We start from the raw sequence: 21,290 nt of genomic DNA, 5'->3' as shown, positions 1-21,290 counted from the left end.
GTGGCCCTGAGGCAGGTCTACTCTCCGTGCATGACAGCCATCGTCATCTCCATATGCGCCCTCACTGTCAGCGCCGTTTCGCTCGGCTGGCAGGTAGTTTCCTGGCTCCGCACCGGTCCAGTGATCAAGGTCAAGGGGCACAGTGCCATGCCCTACGTTGGCGGCGTGGTGGGGGACCATCACCTATCCGTCACGGCGGTCAACGAGGGCAGAGCCGCGGCGACCATCACGGGGTGGGGACTGCTGCTCCCGAACTCCATGACGATCGTTGTTCAGAGCGCTCGGCTCCCTGGAGTTCACGACCTGCCGCACCGGCTTGAGTCGCACGCGGAGGCGAGCTGGTACATCCTCCATGACGAACTGGACCGGGCATGCCAGCAGCAGGGGGTGGCCATTTCGCAGGTGCGCCCGTTCGTCGATGTGGCTGGGCAGGGCAAGGTACTTGGCAAGCGCCTCGGGTAGTGCAGGGAGGGAGGTAGGACGGGGGAGGCTGAACCCCTCGTTTCCCGCTTCCCCGCCCCACATAGATCAGCCTCCCTGCCCTCCCTGAACCCGCATACGTGCAGGTCCCCACGGGGGAGGTGGATCAGGGAGGCTTCGGGGAGGACTCCCCAAGATCTACGCCGGTCCCTCCTCGTCGTCGAAGCCGTCGACGTCCTCCGCGAGGCGCTCCAACACGGCGTCCTGGACGCGGTCGCGGGCCACGACCATCACGCCGTTCGACTTGTACTGCTCGGCCCCGTACGGCTCCAGGGCGCGCTTCAGGTCGGTCGGCCCCCAGCTGCCATACGCCTCCGGGTTCCGCGCGGCGAGGCGGTGCAGCACCTCCTGCGCGAGCACCCGCGTCTCATCGCCGAGGACCGCCGCGGTGTCGGCGAGCGGGTCGGCCGGCTGGAACATCGGCTCGTCGACAACCGGGCCACCCTCGTACAGACCCATCGCCCGCTCGACCACGGGCGTCACCTCGTCGACACCCTTGTCGGGGTCACGCGCCACGTAGTGGGCGCGCACCACCTCGAACGGCTTGTTGCTGAACCCCACGGTCACCGCAGTCCCGACGTCCTCGCCCGGGATCAGGGTGGTCGCGGTAATGCCGGCCTTGTGCTTGCCGGAGCCGAGCAGGCCATCGTTCGCAACGTGGTCGCCGACGGCGAACGCGACGCGGTGGGAGGTGTTGCGGGTGACGTCCCGCGGGAGGCTGTCGGCGGTCGGGGAGACCGTGACCCACACGAGGGTGATGGCCACCTTCCGGGCCTTCTTCATCACCTTGATGGCCAGCTCAGCGGCCTCTTTGCCGTACTCCTTGTGCATGAACAGTTCGTGGCACTCGTCGAACACGACGACCTTCGGCCGCATCCGCGGGTCCTTCAGCGCCAGCTCGCGCGTCACCTTCGTGGCACCCTCGCCGAGTTCCTCGAGGAGCTTGCCCCGGGCGGTGACCTCGTCGCGCAGGTTCCGCAGGGCGACGAGCGCGGCCTTGATGTCCTCGTCGTCGTCGCCCTTGACCAGCGTCCGCAGGCGAGGCTTCAGCGGATCGTAATCGGTGTTGTAGGCCATGACGTACGCCTCGACGATGACGAGCGGGTCGAGGATCGCACCGAGCAACAGGGCGATGACCAGCGACGACTTACCCGAACCCATGATCCCGCCGACCATGTAGTTCGCCGCCATCAGCTTCCCGATGATGGCGTCACCGCGCTGCGACACCGCGACCGGCACGCCCTTGAAGTAGTCGGTCACGCCCTCCGTGAGCAGCGGCCACGGAGGCACCGCCCCGGACAGTGAGCCCTGATCGGCGACCCACAGATCGAGTACGCCGGGCTGCTTCGGGGGCTCGGTCGGCCACACCTCGACCGGCTTCCGCAGGAGGTTGTGCGCGAGGACGTTCTTCCGCCCGCAGATCATCTCCACGGTGACGCCCATGGGTAGCTGCAACTGTGTGTGCCAGCCGTTCCCCGAGCGGGTGGTGGGCTGCTCCCAACGAGGCTGCCAGCCATCCTTGATGGCCTTGTTCAGCGGGGCGATGCCGAGGTTGCCGAGCGCACGCAGGATGGCGCCCTCGTCGGGCACGATGTCCCGCTCGTCACCGCCCACGGGCAGCGCCCACGAGGGTGCGGTCTGGCGGTGCCGGCCGACGGCCCACACTCCGGCGAGGGCGAGCCAGGGCAGCGAGTACAGCACGGGCTCCCACAGCACGCCCGCGACGAACGCGACCCATCCGACCAGCTCGACCGCCGTATCGAGCGGGGTCAGCAGGTCGGACACGTCGTGGTTGTACCAGGCCAGCATGAGGCCGAGGACGAGCAGCACGCTGCCCGCGCTCAGGACCGCGGAGGCGATGGCCTTCGGGGCGTTGAGGATCATCTGCAACAGGTCCATGCGCCGCTTGTGCCGGGCGAACCGGTAGGCGTACGCGCGCTGTTCCCACTGTCGTACGAGCTCCTCGTTCCCTGCGATCTCGGCGGCGCGCATCATGCGTTCGTGGCGGGCGGTGGTGCGGGAGTCCCAGCCGCGTCGGGTGAGGACGCGGGTACCCCCGAGTACGTAGGCGCCGTGGCGTACGAGGAGGCGGTACGCGTCGTGCTCGCGGGCCTCGACAACGGCGCGCCGCAGGCCCCCGAGACGGATGCGACGGCGGGGGTGTACCTCGGTCGCGGGTACGGGCGGGGTACGGGTACCCGCCTGCTCGGGTACATCGGGTACGGGTGTACCCGTCGGGTCGGTGTGGGCGGGTGCGGTCGTGTCCGTCATCCTGGTCTCTCCGGTCGTCCTGAGCGACGTTCTGGGCCACGGGGCGCCCGGGTGTACCTGTGCCGGGTACGGGCGCCCCGTGGGGTACCTACTTCTTGCGCTTGGCGTCCTCGCGGGCCTGCGCGCGCTCGCGGATGCGGTCGACCTCGTTGTTAAGGCGCTTGACCGGCTTGCCGCGGGCCTCGCGTCGGGCGATGCGTGCGCCGAGGAGGACCACCCGGGCGATCTCGCGAGCGTTGTGCGGGTCTTTGCTGGTCGCAGCCATGGTCACTTCCCCTTCTGAGTGCTCTGCCAGATCGAGCGGAGGATCACGAAGCAGCCGGTGGCGCAGCACGCAGCGATGGCGATGGCGAGAGACGCGAAGGCCAGACCGACGGAGCCGACACAGACGGCGCCCCCGATGGCGAGCCACTGGCCCGCGCTCCGGCCCTGCTTGCGCTGGTGCTCGCATGCGGGCTGCACGGCCGGCTGTTGCTGCTGGGTGGCCAGCTTCGCCAGCTCCATCGCGGCGAACGCCAGCTGCACGGCGGCCGTGTCCGTCGAGGCCTCTCTCACCGCGGCCTCGGCCTTGTCGAGGGCGTCGCTCATCGGGCCCACCTCCGCATCCGGGGCAGGTGAGGGCGGGCGGCGAGACCGAGCGCGAACGCCACGATCACGGGCTTCGAGACGAGCCACGCGACCGCGGCCGCGATGACCGCGAGGAGCGACGGGTACAGGAGCAGCAGGCCCAGCAGGGCGCCGAGGACAAGCCACCTCATGAGGTTGCCCCCTGATCCGGCGGCCCCTGTCGTACCGGCGTATGACGTTCCGGTCGGACGATCGGACGCGGCGTCGGACGCTCGGTATACGGCGTCGGAACAGTCGACTGCACCGACCCGCGCTCCGGCTCCTGACCTGCGTCATACCGGTCAACCCAGTACCGGGTGATCGTCGGACGGACGCCGTCCGGGCAGCGGCCTGTGCCCCACGCCTGCCGGTACGTACCGGCCACGATGGCAACCGCCGTACGTACCGCGTCGGACACGGTCATACCCGTGGCGAGCATGGTCTGAAGGTCGTCATACAGCTGCTGATCGACCTTGACGGACGCAGCCTTACCGACCGTGGGAGGGGCGCTCACTGGCCACCTCCGGCGAGGATCACGGCCAGCTCGCGGGCGGCACGGCGTACGGCGACGGCGTAGTCGACGAGCGCGGCGGCCAGTTCGTCCAGGCCCGCGGGGTCGAGGCTGGTACCCCCGATGACGAGGTCGACGTGCCCGTGGGCGAGGCGGGTAGTGGTCTCGGCGTACGGGGCCTGCGTGATCAGGACGCTGCCGACGGTCTCGCCCCGGTAGGTGAAGGGGTGTTCGGGCCCATCGTGGGCGATGTCGGCGCGGTAGCCGTCCTGGTCGTGTGCGCCGAGGCACCAGGCGGGACAGGTGACCGTGACGTCACCGTGGTCCGTGGTGCGCACGGTGGCAGTGCGGGGCGCGCTCATCGGTCGGCCCCCGCACCCTTGGCGGCGTAGTGCTGGTAGCCCGTGGGCGGGTGCTCGGCCAGCTGCTCGCGCAAGTACTGGACGGTCCACTCGGTGCCGAGCGGGTGGTCTTCGAGGACGCTGCGCAGGGCGATCTTCGCTTGCATGACGCGGTTGTTCAGGATCCGGTCGTGGGTCTCGCGGTCGCCGATGGTGGCGGGGTGGGGGATGTCGAGCGCTTCGAGAACGGCCGCGAGGAGGTCGCGGGCAGGCTCGGGTACGTTCTTCACGGGTCTGACTCCTTGATCGGAAGGGGCTCGGATCAAGGCGCCGTCCGGTGTCTCACCACCGGGCGGCGCCGCTTTGCGTCCGTCAGGTCGACGGAGGCAAGGCGGAGTCGGAGGAGCACGGGCACCCGAGGGCACACTCAGGGCACAAGGCCCTGGATAACACTGTGCAACAGTGGCAAATACTGACAGTAGTTTCCGCACGTCAACCCCCCTTCCAGGGGTTACGTGCAGGTCAGAGGATCAAGTCGGCGGTACGTCAACTACCGGTGACCGCGTGCTCGTTGCGCGCAGGTAAGGAAGCACGAGGAAGGGTGGGCACCGTGGGTGCCCACCCTTCTCGCCTGCTGGCTGCGGCTTCAGGAGTGCGCGCTCAGTTGCGCGAGTTGCCGAACAGAAGACGGTAGGCGATCAGCAGGACGAGCGAGCCGCCGATCGCGGCGGCCCAGGTGGTGCCGTCGTAGAAGTCCTTGGTGACCGGGTGGTCCAGCCAGCGGGCCGATATCCAGCCGCCGATGAACGCGCCCGCGACGCCTATCAGCGTCGTGCCGATGAAGCCGCCGGGGTCACGGCCCGGCAGCAAGAATTTGGCGATGGCGCCGGCCAACAGCCCCAGGATGATCCAGCTGATGATGCCCATGCCGTGAACCTGCCTCTCCGCGCTGTGCCTGTGCTGTGATCTTGCTCCCGCCAGGCTGTGTTCATGCCGTTCGCGTGGTACTCGTCGTGCCTTTGTCTACTCGCTTGCTTGATTGCTTGTTTGCTCGTTTTTCGTTCGCTATCGCAGGGGAGGACGTCGGAGCGCCGGTAGCCGGTTGCACTGATCAGTAGGGTGCGCGTCATGACACGGTCCGATTCCGGCCGCCCCGTTTCGGCCCAACCCGGTTCACCGCAACACCCGGTGGCACTGCGGCGGACGCTCGGCGTCGGCGACGCCGTTGTCATCGGCCTCGGCTCGATGCTCGGTGCGGGAATCTTCGCCGCGCTGGGCCCCGCGGCACGGGCCGCCGGGTCCGGGCTTCTCCTCGGCCTGGGCATCGCCGCCGCCGTCGCCTACTGCAACGCGTCGTCGGCGGCGCGCCTCGCCGCCCGCTACCCCGCGTCGGGCGGGACGTATGTATACGGGCGGGAGCGGCTCGGGGAGTTCTGGGGGTATCTGGCGGGCTGGTCGTTCGTCGTCGGCAAAACCTCCTCGTGTGCGGCGATGGCACTCACCGTGGGCGCGTACCTCTGGCCGGGACAGGCGCACGCCGTGGCTGTAGGGGCAGTGGTGGCGCTGACCGCGGTGAACTACAGCGGTGTGCAGAAGTCCGCGTGGCTGACGCGGGCGATTGTGGCGGTAGTCCTCGGGGTCCTCGCTTCCGTGGTCGTCGTGTGTCTCGCCTCCGACAACTCCGATGCCGGGCGGCTGGACGTAGGGATCTCCGGGGGCGTGGGCGGTGTGCTTCAGGCTGCCGGCCTGCTGTTCTTCGCCTTTGCCGGATACGCGCGGATCGCGACGCTCGGTGAGGAGGTACGGGATCCGGCGCGCACCATTCCGCGCGCGATCCCACTCGCGCTGGGCATCACGCTGGTGGTGTACGCGGCTGTCGCGGTGGCTGTCCTCTCTGTGCTGGGCTCGGGCAGGCGACGGCACCGCTGGCCGACGCGGTGCGCGCCGCGGGTGTGCCGGAGCTCGTCCCGGTCGTACGGGTAGGTGCTGCCGTAGCCGCACTCGGCTCTCTTCTCGCGCTGATCCTGGGGGTGTCACGGACGACGCTGGCCATGGCCCGCGACCGGCATCTCCCGAGCGCGCTGGCCGCCGTGCATCCGCGCTTCCAGGTACCTCATCGGGCGGAGCTGGCCGTTGGGGCGGTGGTCGTCGCGCTGGCCGCGACGGTGGATGTGCGGGGTGCTATCGGCTTCTCCTCCTTCGGGGTGTTGGTGTACTACGCGATCGCCAACGCGGCGGCCTGGACGTTGAGTTCGACCGTCGTGTCGCGGGTTTTGCCAGTGGTGGGACTGGCGGGGTGTGTGACGTTGGCTTTCGCACTGCCGTGGGTGTCGGTGGTTGTGGGCGTGGGGGTGCTGGGGTTGGGAGCGGTCGCGTATGGGGTGAGGAGACGGTTGTCTCGCGCTGAGCTCTGAGCGCTCAGCGCTGAGCACGGACCGCTGGGACAGAGTGCTCCGCGCGGAGTGTGGGGGTGGGGGCAGGGGCGGGTGCAGGTGCGGGTGCGGGTGCACGCGGGCAGGCCGTGGGGGCTCGTCTTGGGGGCTGGCCGCGCAATCCCCCCGCACCCCGGAAGGCGCCCGCCTCCTCGAAACGCCGAGACTCCTTCGCGCGCTACGAAGCCCGCGCCGTCCCCGTGCGTATGCGGAAGTCGCCCCAAGGCATCAGATCCGCCCCGTCGTGGGACTCGTCGTACCAGCCCGTGCCGTCGAGCCAGGTGCGGAGCCAGGCCGTGAGGGTGGGGGCGTCCACGTACCAGGCGTGGTCGGCCTCGTCCGCGTTGGGCTCGAAGAGGAGGACGGTGGCGTCGGGGGTGCGGCAGTCCACACACGCGTACATGCCACAACCCCAGTGGGATATCGGCAGGACGCCCTCGGGCCAGGGCCATTCAGGGTCCTTGCGGCCGCTCTCACGATGGGCGAGATACTGCGCGACGACGGCGGGCTCGCCGGAGGGCGGGCTGTCGAGCAAAGGCAGCAGACCGTACTCCGGGCCGAATCCTCCGTCGCCTATCCGCAGGTAGAGGGCAGCGAGCAGCGGCGGGATGTGGAAGCCCAGGGCGGACTCAGCGCGGGCGAGCGTGGCCGCGTCCACGGGCTCGGGGAGCGAAGGCCAGCCCCACGGCCGGGAGTTGCGTGCCTCAGCGGAGACACTTGCCAGCAGCTGCTCGATCTCGGTCATGCGTTCATGATGCAGGGCGCCACTGACATTCGGGCAGCCTGTGGATAACCCTCATTCGAGACGCACCGCGACGTCCTTTTCCGCGAGGAATTCAAGGAGTTCCTCGAACGTCCTCGGCCGATGGTCGGTGCGCGCGACGAGGCCGAGGCAGGTGCGGGCGACGTCCGCGTCGTGCCAGACGAGGGTGAAGGGCCGTTGGGCACCCCAGCGGCCGCGGAGGCAGTCCGTGAGCGCGTCCAGCCCCCAACCGAAATAGCCCGCGGGCCCGTTCACCGCCTCGCCCAGCGCGCAGAAGAAGCCCGGATGGTCGGTGACGTGGCGGCCGTCGAGGTGATAGGTGCCGCCGGGTTCCGCGTCGCGTCTGTTCGGCTCGTGACGGTCCAGCGCCACTCCCAGCCAGTGGCGGCGCGCCTCCACGCCGCACCGGGCCCAGCGGCCGGGCTCGCTCGGGCGGCCGCCGTCCCACAGTTCCCAGACCTCCTCGGCCGCGGGCGGCGGCCGCTCCGACCAGGGTTCCAGCGTGAGGTCCACCAGGCCGCGTCCGCGCGCGGACGGGATCCACGCGACGAGTTCGCCCTCGACGGCGGACTGGACGGTGCGGCCGGACGTGTCGAGGCGTATCAGCCTGGCGTGCCCGAGGTCCTCCTCCCCCGCGTCGAGGGCCGCCCGGAGAGCGCCGCGCAGGGAGCAGCCGAGCAGCCGCACGGACGGTTCGGCGAGGTCAGGCTGCCCGTCCTGGACGTGCGCCAAGTCCCGGCAGCCGCCCCATGGTTCGTCCTGCGCGCCGCGCAGCCGGTAGCCCGGGGAGAGCGGCGGGCACTGTGGATAGTCGTGCGGGTTGCGCGGGGACTCGGAGGCCTCGATCGTGATGTCGCGCAGCGAGAGGTCACGCGCACACGGGCGGTCGCCGAGGACGCGTACGTCCTCCAGTGACCACTCCTCGACCTGTACGCCCTCCTTGTCGAGGATCTCCAGGGTGAGGATGCCGAGGGACGCCGAGCCGTCGGCACGCGCGCGCGTGAGGGCTTTGTTCAGCTCCCCTTCGGGGGCGCAGCCGATCAGTTCGTACGTCCCGCGCGCGGGAGGCGGCGGATCGCCGAAGAGGTTCTCGGCGTCCAAGCACAGGGCCCGGATCTCATCGTCCTCGGCATCGGCGTCGTACGCCGCCAGGGCGTACTTCGGCCGCCGCACCCCCGGCGCCGCGCTACCAGCGCGCCTGCGCGAACGGCTGGTCCGTGCGCACGATTTCGCGCCCCAGGGGGAACAGCGAGACCGGGATCAGCTTGAAGTTGGCGAGTCCCAGAGGGATGCCGATGATCGTGATGCACTGGAGGATGCCCGTGAAGATGTGGGCGAGGGTGAGCCACCAGCCGGCGAGGATCAGCCACAGGATGTTGCCGATGAAGGACGGTGCACCGGCGTCGCGGCGCTCGACCGTCGTCCGGCCGAAGGGCCACAGCGCGTAGACACCGATCCGGAAGGCCGCGATGCCGAACGGGATGCCGATGATCGTGATGCACAGCAGCAGGCCCGCGAGCATGTAGCCGAGGAACAGCCAGAAGCCGCTCAGGACGAACCAAATGACGTTCAGGATTGTCTTCACTGGTGGTGACCTGCCATCTGCTCTAGCCGGGCGATGCGCTCCGCCATCGGCGGGTGCGTAGAGAACATCTTGGAAAGTCCCTGGCCTGGACGGAAGGGGTTGGCGATCATCATGTGACTTGCGGTCTCGATGCGCGGCTCCGGGGGCAGCGGAAGCTGTTTCGTGCCTGCTTCCAGCTTACGCAGTGCGCTCGCGAGGGCCAGCGGGTCGCCGGTGAGCTGCGCGCCGGACGCGTCCGCCTCGTACTCCCTGGAACGGTTGATGGCGAGCTGGATGAGAGACGCGGCGAGCGGACCCAGGATCATGATCAACAGCATCCCGAGAAGGCCGGGCCCGTCGTCGTCGCTCGAACGGCCGATCGGGATAAGCCAGGCGAAGTTGACCAGGAACATGATGACGGAGGCCAGGGCACCGGCGACCGACGAGATCAGGATGTCGCGGTTGTAGACGTGGCTCAGCTCATGGCCGATGACGCCGCGCAACTCCCGCTCGTTCAGGATGCGCAGGATGCCCTCTGTGCAGCACACCGCGGCGTTGCGCGGGTTGCGGCCCGTCGCGAACGCGTTCGGCGCCTCCGTCGGGGAGATGTACAGGCGGGGCATGGGCTGGCGGGCCTGCGTGGAGAGCTCGCGAACGATCTTGTAGAGGGCCGGGGCCTCGAACTCGCTCACCGGGCGCGCGCGCATCGCGCGTAGCGCCATTTTGTCGCTGTTCCAGTACGCGTACGCGTTCGTGCCGATCGCGATGAAGAGTGCGACGACGAGGCCCGTACGCCCGAAGAAACTGCCGATGACAATGATGAGTGCGGACAGTCCCCCGAGGAGTACGGCGGTCCTGAGCCCGTTGTGCCGGCGGTGCACGGTACGCCCTCCAAGTCGTGCGGCAGGGGAACCCTTTGCTTGTCGATATCTGACGTCACTGGCCCGTGGCTCCACGGTCCAGTGGACCCTCCCGTACTGGTCAACGCCAGGCGGGAGGCACTAGTTCCCTTGTGCGCGCGGCGACGTGAGGGGGGCCGTCCGGGTGATGAAGGGACGCCGCACGCGCGCGTGGGGCTCGGGTGGTCCACGCGCGTGGAGGTGCGGATGCTTCAGGAAGCGACGGTCAGAAGAGGCCTGTGTCGGAGAAGCGCAGAACCAGCTGGGGTGCTCCGGAGAGCGCGATGCCGAGGGCGGCGGTCAGGGCGATCGCGGCCGTGAGCGGGGCCGGGACGCGGTGAGTCTCGGGCTCGCCCTCCGGGGCACGGAACAGGAGGGTCGTCCACTGGAGGTAGTAGAAGAGCGCGATCACGACGTTGACGGCCATGACCACGGCGAGCCAGCCGAGACCCGCGTCGACGGCCGCCGAGAAGACGGTGACCTTCGCGAAGAGGCCGATGATGCCCGGCGGCAGGCCCGCGAGACAGAGCAGGAAGAAGCCGAGGACGAGCGCTGCGAGGGGCCGTGAGGCGTACAGGCCCCGGTAGTCGCTGACGCGGTTCAGCGGCTTCGTACGGGCGACCAGGGCGGCCACCGCGAAGGCGCCGAGGTTCACCGCGGCGTACATCAGGGCGTACGCGAGGGTGGAGCCGATGGCCTTCTCGGCGTCCTCGGAGTACGCGGCGGCGGCGATCGGCACCAGGAGGTAGCCGGCCTGGCCGACGGAGGACCAGGCGAGCAGGCGGACCGCGCTGTACGCGCGCGTGGCCTGCTGCCTGAGGGCGCCGACGTTGCCGATGGTCATGGTGAGCGCGGCCAGGGCGGCGAGTGCCGGGCCCCAGACGTCCGCGTACGACGGGAGGGCGATCACGGTGACGAGGATGAGCCCGGAGAAGCCGACCGCCTTGCCGACGACCGACAGGTAGGCCGCGACCGGGAGAGGCGCTCCTACGTAGGTGTCGGGTACCCAGAAGTGGAAGGGGACGGCGGCCGTCTTGAAGGCGAAGCCCACGAGGGTGAGGACGACGCCCGTCTGGGCGAGCGTGTGCAGCTGGCCGTCGACGTTCTCGATCTTGGTGGCGATATCGGTGAGGTACAGGGTGCCCGTCGACGCGTAGACGAAGCTGATGCCCATGAGGCTCACGGCGGTCGCGGTGACCGAGGACAGGAAGAACTTCAAAGCCGCTTCTGAGGACTTCCTGTCGCCGTGCCTGATGCCTACGAGGGCGAAGGCGGGCAGGGAGGCGACCTCCAGGGCGACGATCAGGGTCGCGAGGTCGCGGGAGGCGGGCAGCAGGGCGGCGCCCGCGGCGGAGGAGAGCAGCAGGAACCAGAACTCCCCTTCGGGGAGTTCCCTGTTGGCGTCCTTGAGGGCGGTCACCGACAGGAGTGCCGCCAGGAGGGCGCCGCCGAGGACGAGGAACTGGATGACCAGCGTGAACCCGTCCGCGGTGTAGCTGCAGACGGCGGCGTCGCCCGTCAGGCAGAAGGTGGAGCGGTCACCGTCCAGGAGGGGCAGCAACATGAGCGCGGAGATGGCGAGTCCTGCGACGGAGACCCAGCCGAGCAGGGCCTTCCTGTTGTCTCCCACGAAGAGGTCGGTGACGAGCACCACGAGTCCGACGACCGCCGCGATGGTGGGCGGCGCGATCGCGAGCCAGTCGACGGACTGGACCAGGGACTGGGCCGGGGTGCTCATCGGGTGCCTCCTGAGAGGAGCTGCTGCACGGCCGGGTCGGTCAGGCCGAGGAGTGCCTTGGGCCAGAGCCCGGCGACGACGGTGAGGACGACGAGCGGGGTCCACGAGGCGAACTCGTACGACTGGACGTCGGCGAGCTTCGGCCCCTCCTGCGGGACCGCGCCCATGCAGACGCGGCGGACCACGACGAGCATGTACGCGGCGGTGAGCAGGGTGCCGAACGCGGCGATCGTCATGAAGGTCAGGAACGCGGGGCGGCTGAGGTCGTCGGCGGGGTCGAACGCGCCGAACAGGGCCAGCATCTCGCCCCAGAACCCTGCCAGGCCCGGCAGTCCGAGCGAGGCGACGGCGGCGAAGGCGAGCAGGCCGCCGAGTCGGGGTGCCTTGCCGTAGAGCGCGGCGCCGGTCTGCTGGGCGAGGGTGTCGAGGTCGGTCGTGCCCGTGCGGTCCTTGAGCGCGCCGACCAGGAAGAACAGGAGGCCGGTGATCAGGCCGTGGGCGATGTTGGCGAACAGCGCGCCGTTCACGCCGGTCGGGGTCATCGACGCGATGCCGAGGAGCACGAAGCCCATGTGGCCGACGGAGGAGTACGCGATGAGGCGCTTGAGGTCACCCTTCGCGCCCTCCTTGGCGAGGGCCAGGCAGGCGAGGGATCCGTAGATGATGCCGACGACCGCGAAGGCGGCGAGGTAGGGCGCGAACGTGCTCATGCCGTCCGGTGTGATGGGCAGCAGGATCCGGACGAACCCGTACGTACCCATCTTCAGCAGAACGCCGGCCAGCAGGACCGAGCCGACGGTCGGGGCAGCGGTGTGCGCGTCCGGCAGCCAGCTGTGGAGCGGCCACATCGGCGTCTTGACCGCGAGCCCGATCCCGATCGCCAGAACGGCGATGACCTGCACCGATGTGGTCAGCGCCGGGTGATTGTCAGTGGCGAGTGCCACCATGTCGAATGTGCCCGCCTTGATTCCGATCAGGAGCAGGCCCAGCAGCATGACGACGGAACCGAGCAACGTATAGAGGATGAACTTCCAAGCGGCGGCTTGCCGTTGTTCACCGCCCCAGCGGGCGATGAGGAAGTACATCGGGATGAGCACCATCTCGAAAGCGAGGAAGAACAGCAGCAGGTCGAGGACGGCGAAGGTCGCGAGGGTGCCGGACTCGAGGACGAGGACGAGCGCCACGAATGCCTTCGGGGACGGGCCCGACGGCATTTTGAAATAGGAGTACAGCGCGCACAGGAAGGTCAGCAGCGCGGTCAGCACGAGGAGGGGGAGCGAGATGCCGTCGATGCCGAGGTGGATCCGCACGTCGAGCGCGGGAATCCAGCTGATGTCCGTCGTGGCCTGCATCTTCGACGGGTGGTCGTGGTCGAAGCCGAGCGTGAGGACGATCGCGGCGATGAGTACGGCGCCGGTGACGGTCACGCCGTGCCGCAGCACGGCCTGTTCGGGTGACTTCCCCTTCAGCCCGGGCGGAGCGGGCAGGAGAGCCGCGGCGGCGCCGATGAGCGGCCCGACGACGATGAATGCCAGAAGGATCTGCATCACGGATTCACTGATATCGATCACGCCTGCTCACGCTCCCGCTGTGGCGACGAGGAGGGCGGCGACCACCAGGACGACGGTGCCGGCGAGCAGCGCGCTCACATAGGTCTGCACATTGCCGGTCTGGGCACGCCGGACGGCCGCGCCGAGCCAGCGGGGCAGGGCGCCCGCGGCGCGTACGTAGGTGTCGACGACCTCGCGGTCGAGGAACCGGACGAGCGTGGCCGCGGCCTGGACCGGGCGGACGAACAGCGCCGCGTACACCGCGTCGAGGTGGAAGCCGACGGCCGCGTGGCGGTGCAGCGGGCCGAGCAGGAGGCGGCCCGGGTCCGCCGGGTCGGGCGCCGAGGCCACGTCCCCGTAGGCGGGCGCGTGGCTGGCGATGGCCTCGGCCTCGACGAGTCCGGCGTCTCCCTCGGGGTGGGCCGCGACCGCACCCATCGGTACGCGGGCCGCCATGGCCATGGTGTGCTGCCAGGCGCCGTACGTGATGATGCCGCCGACCAGAGCCACGCCCGTGCCGAGGACGGAGGTGGTGAGGGTCGGGGTCAGGTCGCGTCCGTCGAACCAGTCGGGCAGCGGGCCGGTGGCGAGTCCGAAGGCCAGCGACGGGACAGCGAGCACCCAGAGGACGGCGTTCATGGCGATGGGCTGTCGGCCGTGGTCGGGGGCCTCCGGTCCATGGCCGCGGAAGACGAGGAGCCACAGGCGCATCGCGTACGCGGCGGTGAGCAGGGCGGTGACCAGACCGGCGACGAGGACGATCCAGCCGACGGCGCCGGGGATGCCCTCGGCATGGCCGGTGGCGACGTGCTCGGCGGCGCCGAGGACGGCCTCCTTGGTGAAGAAGCCGCTGAAGGGCGGGATCGCGGCGAGTGCGAGGAGCGCCACGGTCATCGTCCAGTAGGCGTCGGGGACGCGGGCGCGCAGGTCCTTCATACGGGACATGGCGGCCAGCGAGTTGGTGCCGGCGGCGTGGATGATCACGCCCGCCGCGAGGAACAACAGCGCCTTGAAAGCGCCGTGCGAGAGGAGGTGGAAGACGGCGGCACCGCGGTCGCCGACGGCGAGGGCGCCGGTCATGTAGCCGAGCTGGCCGATCGTCGAGTACGCGAGGACACGCTTGATGTCGTCCTGGGCGAGTGCGGCGAGGGCCGAGCCGGCCATCGTGACGGCGGCCATGACGGCGAGGACGACCAGTGCGGCCGAGGAGGCGGCGAAGACCGGGAGGAGCCGGGCGATGAAGTAGACACCGGCGGCGACCATCGTCGCGGCGTGGATCAGCGCGGAGACGGGGGTGGGGCCCGCCATCGCGTCGGGAAGCCAGGTGTGGAGCGGGAACTGCGCCGACTTGCCCGCCACACCGGCGAGGAGCAGCAGGGCGATCAGGGTCGGGTGATCGAGTCCGCCGCTCGCGACGGTGCCGAGGACCTTCGTGATGCGGAAGGACCCGGCGTCCGTGGCGAGGGCGAACAGGCCGATGAGGAAGGGGACATCGCCGAGCTTGGTGACCAGGAAGGCCTTGATGGAGGCGGCGCGGGCTTCCGGGGTCTCCCAGTAGTGGCCGACGAGGAAGTACGAGCAGATGCCCATGATCTCCCAGCCGACCAGCAGCACCATCAGGTCGCCGGAGTAGACGACGAGCAGCATCGCGGAGGTGAAGAGGGAGACGAGAGCGGCGTACGAGGGGTAGCGCGGGTCGTTGCGCAGGTAGCCCGTCGAGTAGATCTGCACGCAGGTGGCGACCAGGCCGACCAGGACGGCGACGAGGGCGGCGAAACCGTCGATGTACAGGGCGAGTTCGATGGGGACCGAGCCGGTCGGGGTGAGCTCGGTGGCCGCGTTCACCGCCTGGCCGCCACCCTGTCGTACGGCGACGACCACGGCGAGTCCGAGGGCCGCCAGCGGCGGCAGGACCGCGAGGGGGCGTACGAAGCCGGGGGCCCTGCGGCCCAGGAGCAGGCCGGCCACGGCGCCGAGGAACGGAAGGAGGGGGACGAGGACGGCGAGGGTGGTCGTGGTCACGCGGTGGCCTCAGCCTTCTCGGCCGTTTCGGGACGGGCGGCGCCGGAGTCGTCGAGCTCGGAGTCGTCGTCCGTCTCGGCGGTGTCGCGGAGCTTGTCGATGTCCGCGGTGCCACGGTTGCGGTGGACGGCGAGGACGATCGCCAGGCCGATGCCGATCTCGGCGGCGGCGATGGCGATGGTGAACAGGGTCAGGGCCTGGCCGGAGTGGAGGGTGTCCTGGGCGGTCTTGCTGAGCCAGACGTCGAAGGCGACGAGGTTGAGGTTGACGGCGTTGAGCATCAGCTCGACGGACATCAGGACCAGGATCGCGTTGCGGCGCGCGAGGACTCCGTACAGGCCCGTGGCGAAGAGGAGGACGGAGAGCACGGCGGGGTAGGCGAGGTGCATCAGCGGGCGCCTTCCTTGTCGCTCCGGGGGGCGTCGCCCGGGGTGGCGGCGTTTCCGGTGCCGTTGCTTGCAGTGCCGTTGCCTGCAGTGCCATTGCTGCCGGTGCCGTCGTTCCGGGTGCTCGGGACGCTCGCGGTGGTGGGTGCGTTCGCCTTCGCCTTGCGGGAGAGGACGATCGCGCCGACCAGCGCGGCGAGCAGCAGGACCGAGAGGGCCTCGAACGGGAGCACCCAGCTCTGGAAGAGGCTCGCGCCGGTGACCCCGGTGGAGCCGGCGGCGGCACCGTCCAGGTCGATCCAGGTCGTCCGGAAGGCATCGACGACGACCCAGACTAGGGCGGCGCCCGCGGCGATCGCCACGGTCAGGGCGGCCCAGCGGTTGCCGGAGTCGGCGTCCGGGGAGCGGCCGATGGGGGCCCTGGTGAGCATCAGACCGAAGAGGAGGAGTACGACGACGGAGCCGACGTAGATGAGGACCTGCACCCAGGCGATGAACTCGGCCGTGAGGAGGAGGTATTCGACGGCGAGACCGCCGAGGGTCACCACGAGCCACAGGGCTGCGTGCACCAGCTGCTTCGTGGTGACGGTGACGATCGCGGCGCCGAAGGTGACCAGGCCGACGAGGAGGAAGGCGATCTCGACGCCGGTCGGGGAGAGGAAGCCGTGGGTCTCGGCGGCGGCGGTGGTCGTGGCGTGGACCGCCGTGACGGTGGCTGCGGCGAGGGTCACGATGCACCGTCCTGCGGATCGGTGGGCCTGGTCTGCGGGGCGGTACCGGGTTGGGTGTCGGCTTCAGTCTCGGGTTGGGGGCCGGGGGCGGTTCCCGTTTGGGTGCCAGGCGGGGTTCCCGGCTGGGTTCCGGGCTCGGGTGTGGGCCCGGATGCGGGCTCGGTCCCGGGCTTAGGTGCGGGCTCGGTCCCGGGCTCGGGTTTGGGTGCGGGCTCGGTCCCGGGTTTGGGTGCCGGTTCGGGTTTGGGTGCCGGTTCGGGTTCGGCCTGGGCCGCGAGCAGCTTTTCCGTGGTCTTGCGGGCGGCGGCGATTTCCTTGGGCTCCTCGGCTCCGGGGTCGAGGGCCGGTGGGGCCGGGACGGTCCACATCCAGTCGCGGAGCTTGTCGCGTTCGTGGGTGAGTTCGTGGATGTCGGTCTCGGCGTACTCGAACTCGGGGGACCAGAAGAGGGCGTCGAAGGGGCAGACCTCGATGCAGATACCGCAGTACATGCAGAGGGCGAAGTCGATGGCGAAGCGGTCGAGGACGTTGCGGCTGCGCTCGCGTCCGCCGGGGGCGGCGGCCGGGACCGTCTCCTTGTGGGAGTCGATGTAGATGCACCAGTCCGGGCACTCGCGGGCGCACAGCATGCAGACCGTGCAGTTCTCCTCGAAGAGGCCGATGACGCCGCGGGTGCGGGGCGGGAGTTCGGGCTGGGCGTCCGGGTACTGCGCGGTGACGGTCTTCTTCGTCATCGTGCGGAGGGTGACGGCCAGGCCTTTGGCGAGGCCGGATCCGGGGAGGGGGGCCACGTTTACATCACCACCTTGACGATGCCGGTGAGGGCGATCTGGGCGAGGGAGAGGGGGACGAGGAGGGTCCAGGAGAGCTTCTGGAGCTGGTCCTCGCGCAGGCGGGGATAGGTGACGCGCAGCCAGATGACGACGAAGGCGAGGACGGCCGCCTTCAGCAGGGTCCAGACCCAGCCGAGGCCGTCGGCACCCCCCGGGCCGTGCCAGCCGCCCAGGAAGAGCACGGTGGTCAGGCCGCACAGGACGACGATTCCGGCGTACTCGGCGAGGAGGAAGAGCGCGAAGCGGAGGCCCGTGTACTCGGTGTACGCGCCGAAGATGATCTCCGAGTCGGCGACCGGCATGTCGAAGGGCGGGCGCTGGAGTTCGGCGAGGCCCGCCACGAAGAAGACGATGGCGCCGACGATCTGCCAGGGCAGCCACCACCACTCGAAGGCGTCGACGATGCCGGGGAGGGAGACTGTGCCCGCCGCCATCGCGACCGAGGCGGCGGTGAGCAGCATGGGGAGTTCGTACGCGAGGAGTTGGGCGGCGGTGCGGAGGCCGCCGAGGAGGGAGAACTTGTTGGCCGAGGCCCAGCCCGCCATGAGCGAGCCGAGGACGCCCACGCCCATCACGGCGAGTACGAAGAAGATGCCCGCGTCGATGACCATCCCGACCGCGCCCTCGCCCGGGCCGATCGGGATGGCGAGGAGGACGAGGAGATACGGCAGGAGGGCGACGGCGGGGGCGAGTTGGAAGATACGGCGGTCCGCGCCCGCGGGGACGATGTCTTCCTTCTGCGCGAACTTCACGCCGTCCGCGACGAGTTGGGCCCAGCCGTGGAAGCCGCCCGCGTACATGGGGCCGAGGCGGCCCTGCATGTGGGCCATGACCTTGTGTTCCGTCTGACCGACGATCAGCGGGAAGGTGAGGAACACGACGAAGACGATCAGGAGTCGCAGGGCGACGTCGAGCACGTCGTTCACTGCGGGCCTCCTGGGGAGTCTTCGTCGTCGGTGGGGGTGGGATTGGGGACCGGGGCGGAACTGGCTTCGGTAGCGTCGGCAGGCTCGGTGGCTTCGGAGTCCTCCGAGGACTCCGAGGGCTTCGGAGCCTTGGTAGACGCGGAGCGCTCGGGCTCCGAGGAGTTCTCGGCCGCCGGTGACGTCTGCTCGGGCGGTGGCGTCGGCTGCTCGGCCGAGGCTGCCTCGGGCGGTGGCGGCTTGCCCGTGGTGGAGTTCTCGTCAGCCTCGTCGAAGGCGGGGCGCGCGTGGTGCCAGGGGGCGTCCGAGCTGCGGGCGCGCGCCGGGCCGGTCGGCTGGTCGCCGCCGGGTTGGTCGGCGGGCGGGGCGGATGGCTGGCGTTGCGACGCCGAGCCTTCGCCTGCACTGCGCGCTCGACGCGGGGGCGTCGGTGCCGCAGGGGGTGGCGCTGCCGTTGCCGGTGCCGGTGCCGGTGGGGCTTCGGTACCCGCGGCCGAATCCGAATCCGGCGTCGGCGCCGAGGAATCCGCGGACTCCGAAGCCGATGCCGAGGCAGCCCCCGCAGCAGGCGTGGGAGCAGCGTCTGTGGCGGGGGCCTGGGCAGCTGCCCCGGCAGGGGCGGGAGCAGCTTCCCCAGCCGGGGTCGAGGCAGCCTCCGCCGCCGAGTCGTCGCGGCGCTGCGGCGCCGAACCCTCGCTGCCGCTGCGAGCCCGACGGGCCGTGGGTCGAGCCTCCGGTGCCGAGCCACCGCCCTCCGCGGACGCGGCACTCACAGGCTCGGCACCCGCGGAGGCGACATCCCCAGCTTGGGCACCTGCGGACGCGGCACCCCCAGCCTGGGCATCCCCGGAGGCAACATCCCTAGCCCGGCCACCCGCGGACGCGGCACCCCCAGCCCGACCACCCGCGGACGCGGCACCCCCAGCCCGACCGCCTTCGGACCCGGCACCACCAGCCCGACCGCCTTCGGACCCGGCACCACCAGCCCGGCCACCCGCAGGAGCGGCACCCGGCGTGGTCGTCTGGCTGGCCGAGCCCTCGCCCGCCGTGCGAGCTCGCCGTACCGGGCGGTCGCCCGCCGCGCGGGCGGCGCCTCGGGCCGGGCGGGTCGGGGCCGGTGGGAGTTGGCCCTTGAGGGGGCCCCATTCGTTGGGGTCGGGAACTCCCGGCGGGAGCATCTGGCGGCGCTTCGGGCCGCCGTGTTCCGACTCCCCCGGTTCCTTCGCGCCCGGCCAGGCCTTGACCACGCGCGCGGCCAGGACGAAGTCCTTGCGGAGGGGGTGGCCCTCGAAGCCCTCGGGAAGGAGGAGCGGGTCCAGGCCGGGATGGCCCTCGAAGGTGACGCCGAACATCTCGTGGGTCTCGCGTTCGTGCCAGGCGGCGCCCGCGTAGACCTCGACGGCGGAGGGAAGTACGGGGGCATCGTGCGGGACGGTCGTCCGTACGAGGAGGCGGCGGACCGGTGCCAGGGCGACGACGTGGGCCGAGACGCGGAAACCGGTGCCGGGTTCGTCGACGGCACTCAGCCAGTCGAAGTACGTACAGCCGAGCGCGTCACGCGCGGCCTCCAGGGAGGCGAGCCAGGATGTCGGCGGTACGTCGACCGTCAGGACCTCGTACGACTCCTCGGCCGTGGCGTCCGCGCCGAAGAGTTCCTCGACGGGGGCGGGGAGCCAACCGGTCATCGGGCGTCCCCCCTGGCCGACTGCTGCGCGGACGGCGGTCGTACGAGGTCGCTCTGGAGGGCAGCCGTGGAGGGGCGGGAGGTTCCGTAGCGCTCCCCCAGTGACTCCCGGGCGATCTTCTCCTGGAGCTTGAGGATGCCCTGGAGGAGAGCCTCCGGTCGGGGCGGGCAGCCGGGGACGTAGACGTCGACCGGGATGATCTGGTCGACGCCCTTCGTCACGGAGTACGAGTCCCAGTAGGGGCCGCCACAGTTCGAGCAGGCGCCGAAGGAGATGACGTACTTCGGCTCGGGCATCTGCTCGTACAGGCGCTTCACGGCCGGGGCCATCTTGTCCGTGACCGTGCCCGAGACCACCATCAGGTCGGCCTGGCGGGGGCCCGGTGCGAACGGGATGACGCCGAGGCGGATGAAGTCGTGCCGGGCCATCGACGCCGCGATGAACTCGATCGCGCAGCAGGCGAGGCCGAAGTTGAAGACCCAGAGCGAGTAGCGGCGGCCCCAGTTCAGGACCACCTTCATCGGCTCGGGGGCCAGGCGGGCGAGGGCGCCCAGCCGCTTCGGTTCCGGCAGGAGTACGGGCTCGGGAGCCGAAGAGCCCGAGAAAGCCGACGGGTCCGAGGAGGCCGAAGTGCCCGAAGAGGCCAAGGGGGCCGACGTGGCCGAGGGAGTCGCGCCCGTGTGCGGACGGGTCACGTCCATGTGAGGACGCCCTTCTTGTATGCGTACAGCAGGCCCACGGCCAGGAAGCCGAGGAAGATGAACATCTCCACGAGCGTCGCCGCGCCGTAGCCCGGCGCGGCGAAGACCGTCGCCCAGGGGAAGAGGAAGATCGAGTCGACGGCGAAGATCACGTAGAGGAAGGCGTAGACGTAGTAGCGGACCTGGGTGTGGGCCCAGCCCTCGCCGACGGGGTCGACTCCGCATTCGTACGTCATGAGCTTCTCGGGCGTCGGAACGACGGGCCGCAGCAGGCGGCCCGCTCCGAAGGCGACGGCGACGAACAGCACGCCGACCACGGCGAGCAGTCCCACGACCGAATAGGACTCGAAGTAGTCCGCCGCGACGACGGTCCCGGCCCTCTCGATGGTCCCGGCAGTCTCGACGGTCCCAGCGGTCCCGGTCGCCACGACCATGGTCGGTTCCGGCACGTCCGCCCCTCGCTCCCTGACCTCGTATGACCCCGTACTGGCTATGCCTGCGCCGTAAGTACTGACTACGCGTGCGCCGCGTGATGCGCCGCGTTCGACGATCTGTACGCACCGGAGTCTAGGGCCTGCTAAAGAGACGGTAAGCAGCCCGTCACGGGTAGGCATGACGCGACGGCTCCTCAAGCCGCCCCACTGCCGCCCTTCGACTGCCCTACGACCGCCCTTCGACTGCCCTATGACCGCTCCTCGACCGCCCTTCGACCGCCTTCCAGCTGCTCTCTCGCCGCCCTCCGGGTTGTCCTTGAGGGCGGGGATGGCGGGGGTTTCCGGATGGTGGGGTTTTCCCCAGGGGATCCGGGCGGTCCGCCTCATGGCGTCGCGGCCCGCGGCCCGGCAGGCTGGCGC

The 21,290-nt window shown here is 70.2% G+C and carries 22 protein-coding genes and 1 pseudogene; 2 read left to right on the top strand and 21 right to left on the bottom strand.

Going from position 1 to position 21,290, the window contains the following annotated elements:
* The first annotated feature begins 30 nt into the window (after window positions 1-30).
* The gene (locus tag OHA11_RS27775) at window positions 31-462 is read left to right on the top strand and encodes a hypothetical protein (protein WP_266500908.1); all 432 of its coding nucleotides are present in this window, start codon (window positions 31-33) and stop codon (window positions 460-462) included.
* 156 nt (window positions 463-618) lie between these two features.
* Here OHA11_RS27775 and OHA11_RS27770 read toward each other — a convergent pair whose 3' ends face one another.
* From OHA11_RS27770 to OHA11_RS27740, 7 genes are all read right to left on the bottom strand, one after another.
* Window positions 619-2,751 carry a cell division protein FtsK gene (locus tag OHA11_RS27770; protein ID WP_266500906.1) on the bottom strand — a complete coding sequence of 711 codons (2,133 nt, stop codon included), beginning with the start codon at window positions 2,749-2,751 and terminating at the stop codon, window positions 619-621.
* 88 nt (window positions 2,752-2,839) lie between these two features.
* On the bottom strand, window positions 2,840-3,022 hold the full coding sequence (locus tag OHA11_RS27765; RefSeq protein ID WP_266507888.1) for a hypothetical protein: 183 nt from the start codon (window positions 3,020-3,022) through the stop codon (window positions 2,840-2,842).
* Complete coding sequence (locus OHA11_RS27760; RefSeq protein ID WP_266500904.1) at window positions 3,019-3,339, bottom strand: hypothetical protein; 321 nt, start codon at window positions 3,337-3,339, stop codon at window positions 3,019-3,021. The genes OHA11_RS27765 and OHA11_RS27760 overlap by 4 nt, the downstream gene beginning before the upstream one ends.
* Window positions 3,336-3,509, bottom strand: coding sequence for a hypothetical protein (locus tag OHA11_RS27755; protein WP_266500901.1), 174 nt, complete (start codon window positions 3,507-3,509; stop codon window positions 3,336-3,338). Before OHA11_RS27755 ends, OHA11_RS27760 begins: the two co-directional genes overlap by 4 nt.
* A 358-nt stretch (window positions 3,510-3,867) precedes the next feature.
* Window positions 3,868-4,230 carry a hypothetical protein gene (locus tag OHA11_RS27750; protein ID WP_266500899.1) on the bottom strand — a complete coding sequence of 121 codons (363 nt, stop codon included), beginning with the start codon at window positions 4,228-4,230 and terminating at the stop codon, window positions 3,868-3,870.
* Window positions 4,227-4,499, bottom strand: coding sequence for a hypothetical protein (locus tag OHA11_RS27745; protein WP_266500897.1), 273 nt, complete (start codon window positions 4,497-4,499; stop codon window positions 4,227-4,229). The genes OHA11_RS27750 and OHA11_RS27745 overlap by 4 nt, the downstream gene beginning before the upstream one ends.
* Window positions 4,500-4,869: 370 nt before the next feature.
* Window positions 4,870-5,136, bottom strand: a complete 267-nt coding sequence (locus OHA11_RS27740; protein WP_055614635.1) for a GlsB/YeaQ/YmgE family stress response membrane protein — start codon at window positions 5,134-5,136, stop codon at window positions 4,870-4,872.
* 180 nt (window positions 5,137-5,316) lie between these two features.
* Between OHA11_RS27740 and OHA11_RS27735 the strand changes: the two are divergent.
* Window positions 5,317-6,623 (top strand): annotated as a pseudogene (locus tag OHA11_RS27735) (APC family permease).
* Between the two features lie 196 nt (window positions 6,624-6,819).
* Here the strand turns inward: OHA11_RS27735 and OHA11_RS27730 are convergent.
* From OHA11_RS27730 to OHA11_RS27665, 14 genes are all read right to left on the bottom strand, one after another.
* Window positions 6,820-7,386 (bottom strand): SMI1/KNR4 family protein, encoded by a 567-nt coding sequence (locus OHA11_RS27730; RefSeq protein WP_266500891.1) that lies wholly within the window; start codon window positions 7,384-7,386, stop codon window positions 6,820-6,822.
* A gap of 51 nt (window positions 7,387-7,437) precedes the next feature.
* Window positions 7,438-8,577 (bottom strand): barstar family protein, encoded by a 1,140-nt coding sequence (locus OHA11_RS27725; protein ID WP_266500890.1) that lies wholly within the window; start codon window positions 8,575-8,577, stop codon window positions 7,438-7,440.
* 13 nt (window positions 8,578-8,590) lie between these two features.
* Window positions 8,591-8,989 carry a YccF domain-containing protein gene (locus OHA11_RS27720; protein ID WP_266500888.1) on the bottom strand — a complete coding sequence of 133 codons (399 nt, stop codon included), beginning with the start codon at window positions 8,987-8,989 and terminating at the stop codon, window positions 8,591-8,593.
* Window positions 8,986-9,849, bottom strand: a complete 864-nt coding sequence (htpX, locus tag OHA11_RS27715; RefSeq protein WP_266500885.1) for a zinc metalloprotease HtpX — start codon at window positions 9,847-9,849, stop codon at window positions 8,986-8,988. The genes OHA11_RS27720 and htpX overlap by 4 nt, the downstream gene beginning before the upstream one ends.
* A 244-nt stretch (window positions 9,850-10,093) precedes the next feature.
* Complete coding sequence (locus OHA11_RS27710; RefSeq protein WP_266500883.1) at window positions 10,094-11,605, bottom strand: NADH-quinone oxidoreductase subunit N; 1,512 nt, start codon at window positions 11,603-11,605, stop codon at window positions 10,094-10,096.
* Window positions 11,602-13,176, bottom strand: a complete 1,575-nt coding sequence (locus OHA11_RS27705) for a NuoM family protein (RefSeq protein ID WP_266500881.1) — start codon at window positions 13,174-13,176, stop codon at window positions 11,602-11,604. Before OHA11_RS27705 ends, OHA11_RS27710 begins: the two co-directional genes overlap by 4 nt.
* Window positions 13,177-13,182: 6 nt before the next feature.
* The gene (locus OHA11_RS27700; protein WP_266500879.1) at window positions 13,183-15,177 is read right to left on the bottom strand and encodes an NADH-quinone oxidoreductase subunit L; all 1,995 of its coding nucleotides are present in this window, start codon (window positions 15,175-15,177) and stop codon (window positions 13,183-13,185) included.
* Window positions 15,174-15,566 carry an NADH-quinone oxidoreductase subunit NuoK gene (nuoK, locus tag OHA11_RS27695; protein ID WP_266500876.1) on the bottom strand — a complete coding sequence of 131 codons (393 nt, stop codon included), beginning with the start codon at window positions 15,564-15,566 and terminating at the stop codon, window positions 15,174-15,176. Before nuoK ends, OHA11_RS27700 begins: the two co-directional genes overlap by 4 nt.
* The gene (locus tag OHA11_RS27690; RefSeq protein WP_266500873.1) at window positions 15,566-16,294 is read right to left on the bottom strand and encodes an NADH-quinone oxidoreductase subunit J; all 729 of its coding nucleotides are present in this window, start codon (window positions 16,292-16,294) and stop codon (window positions 15,566-15,568) included. The genes nuoK and OHA11_RS27690 overlap by 1 nt, the downstream gene beginning before the upstream one ends.
* A complete protein-coding gene (locus tag OHA11_RS27685) occupies window positions 16,291-17,085 on the bottom strand; it encodes a 4Fe-4S binding protein (RefSeq protein ID WP_266500870.1) in 795 nt (264 codons plus the stop codon). Before OHA11_RS27685 ends, OHA11_RS27690 begins: the two co-directional genes overlap by 4 nt.
* 2 nt (window positions 17,086-17,087) lie before the next feature.
* Window positions 17,088-18,053: a complex I subunit 1 family protein gene (locus OHA11_RS27680; protein ID WP_266500868.1), complete on the bottom strand. Its 966-nt coding sequence runs from the start codon at window positions 18,051-18,053 to the stop codon at window positions 17,088-17,090.
* Window positions 18,050-19,735, bottom strand: a complete 1,686-nt coding sequence (locus tag OHA11_RS27675; RefSeq protein ID WP_266500866.1) for an NADH-quinone oxidoreductase subunit C — start codon at window positions 19,733-19,735, stop codon at window positions 18,050-18,052. Before OHA11_RS27675 ends, OHA11_RS27680 begins: the two co-directional genes overlap by 4 nt.
* The gene (locus OHA11_RS27670) at window positions 19,732-20,436 is read right to left on the bottom strand and encodes an NADH-quinone oxidoreductase subunit B (protein ID WP_266500864.1); all 705 of its coding nucleotides are present in this window, start codon (window positions 20,434-20,436) and stop codon (window positions 19,732-19,734) included. Before OHA11_RS27670 ends, OHA11_RS27675 begins: the two co-directional genes overlap by 4 nt.
* Entirely contained in the window at window positions 20,427-20,885 is a 459-nt protein-coding gene (locus OHA11_RS27665; RefSeq protein WP_266500862.1) for an NADH-quinone oxidoreductase subunit A, read from the bottom strand. The genes OHA11_RS27670 and OHA11_RS27665 overlap by 10 nt, the downstream gene beginning before the upstream one ends.
* Window positions 20,886-21,290 lie beyond the last annotated feature (405 nt).

Origin of the sequence: Streptomyces sp. NBC_00878, assembly GCF_026341515.1 — a bacterium.
Classification (GTDB): Bacteria; Actinomycetota; Actinomycetes; order Streptomycetales; family Streptomycetaceae; genus Streptomyces.
The sequence above is the reverse complement of the archived record's forward strand: the minus strand, read 5'-3'. Positions and strand labels throughout refer to the sequence as shown.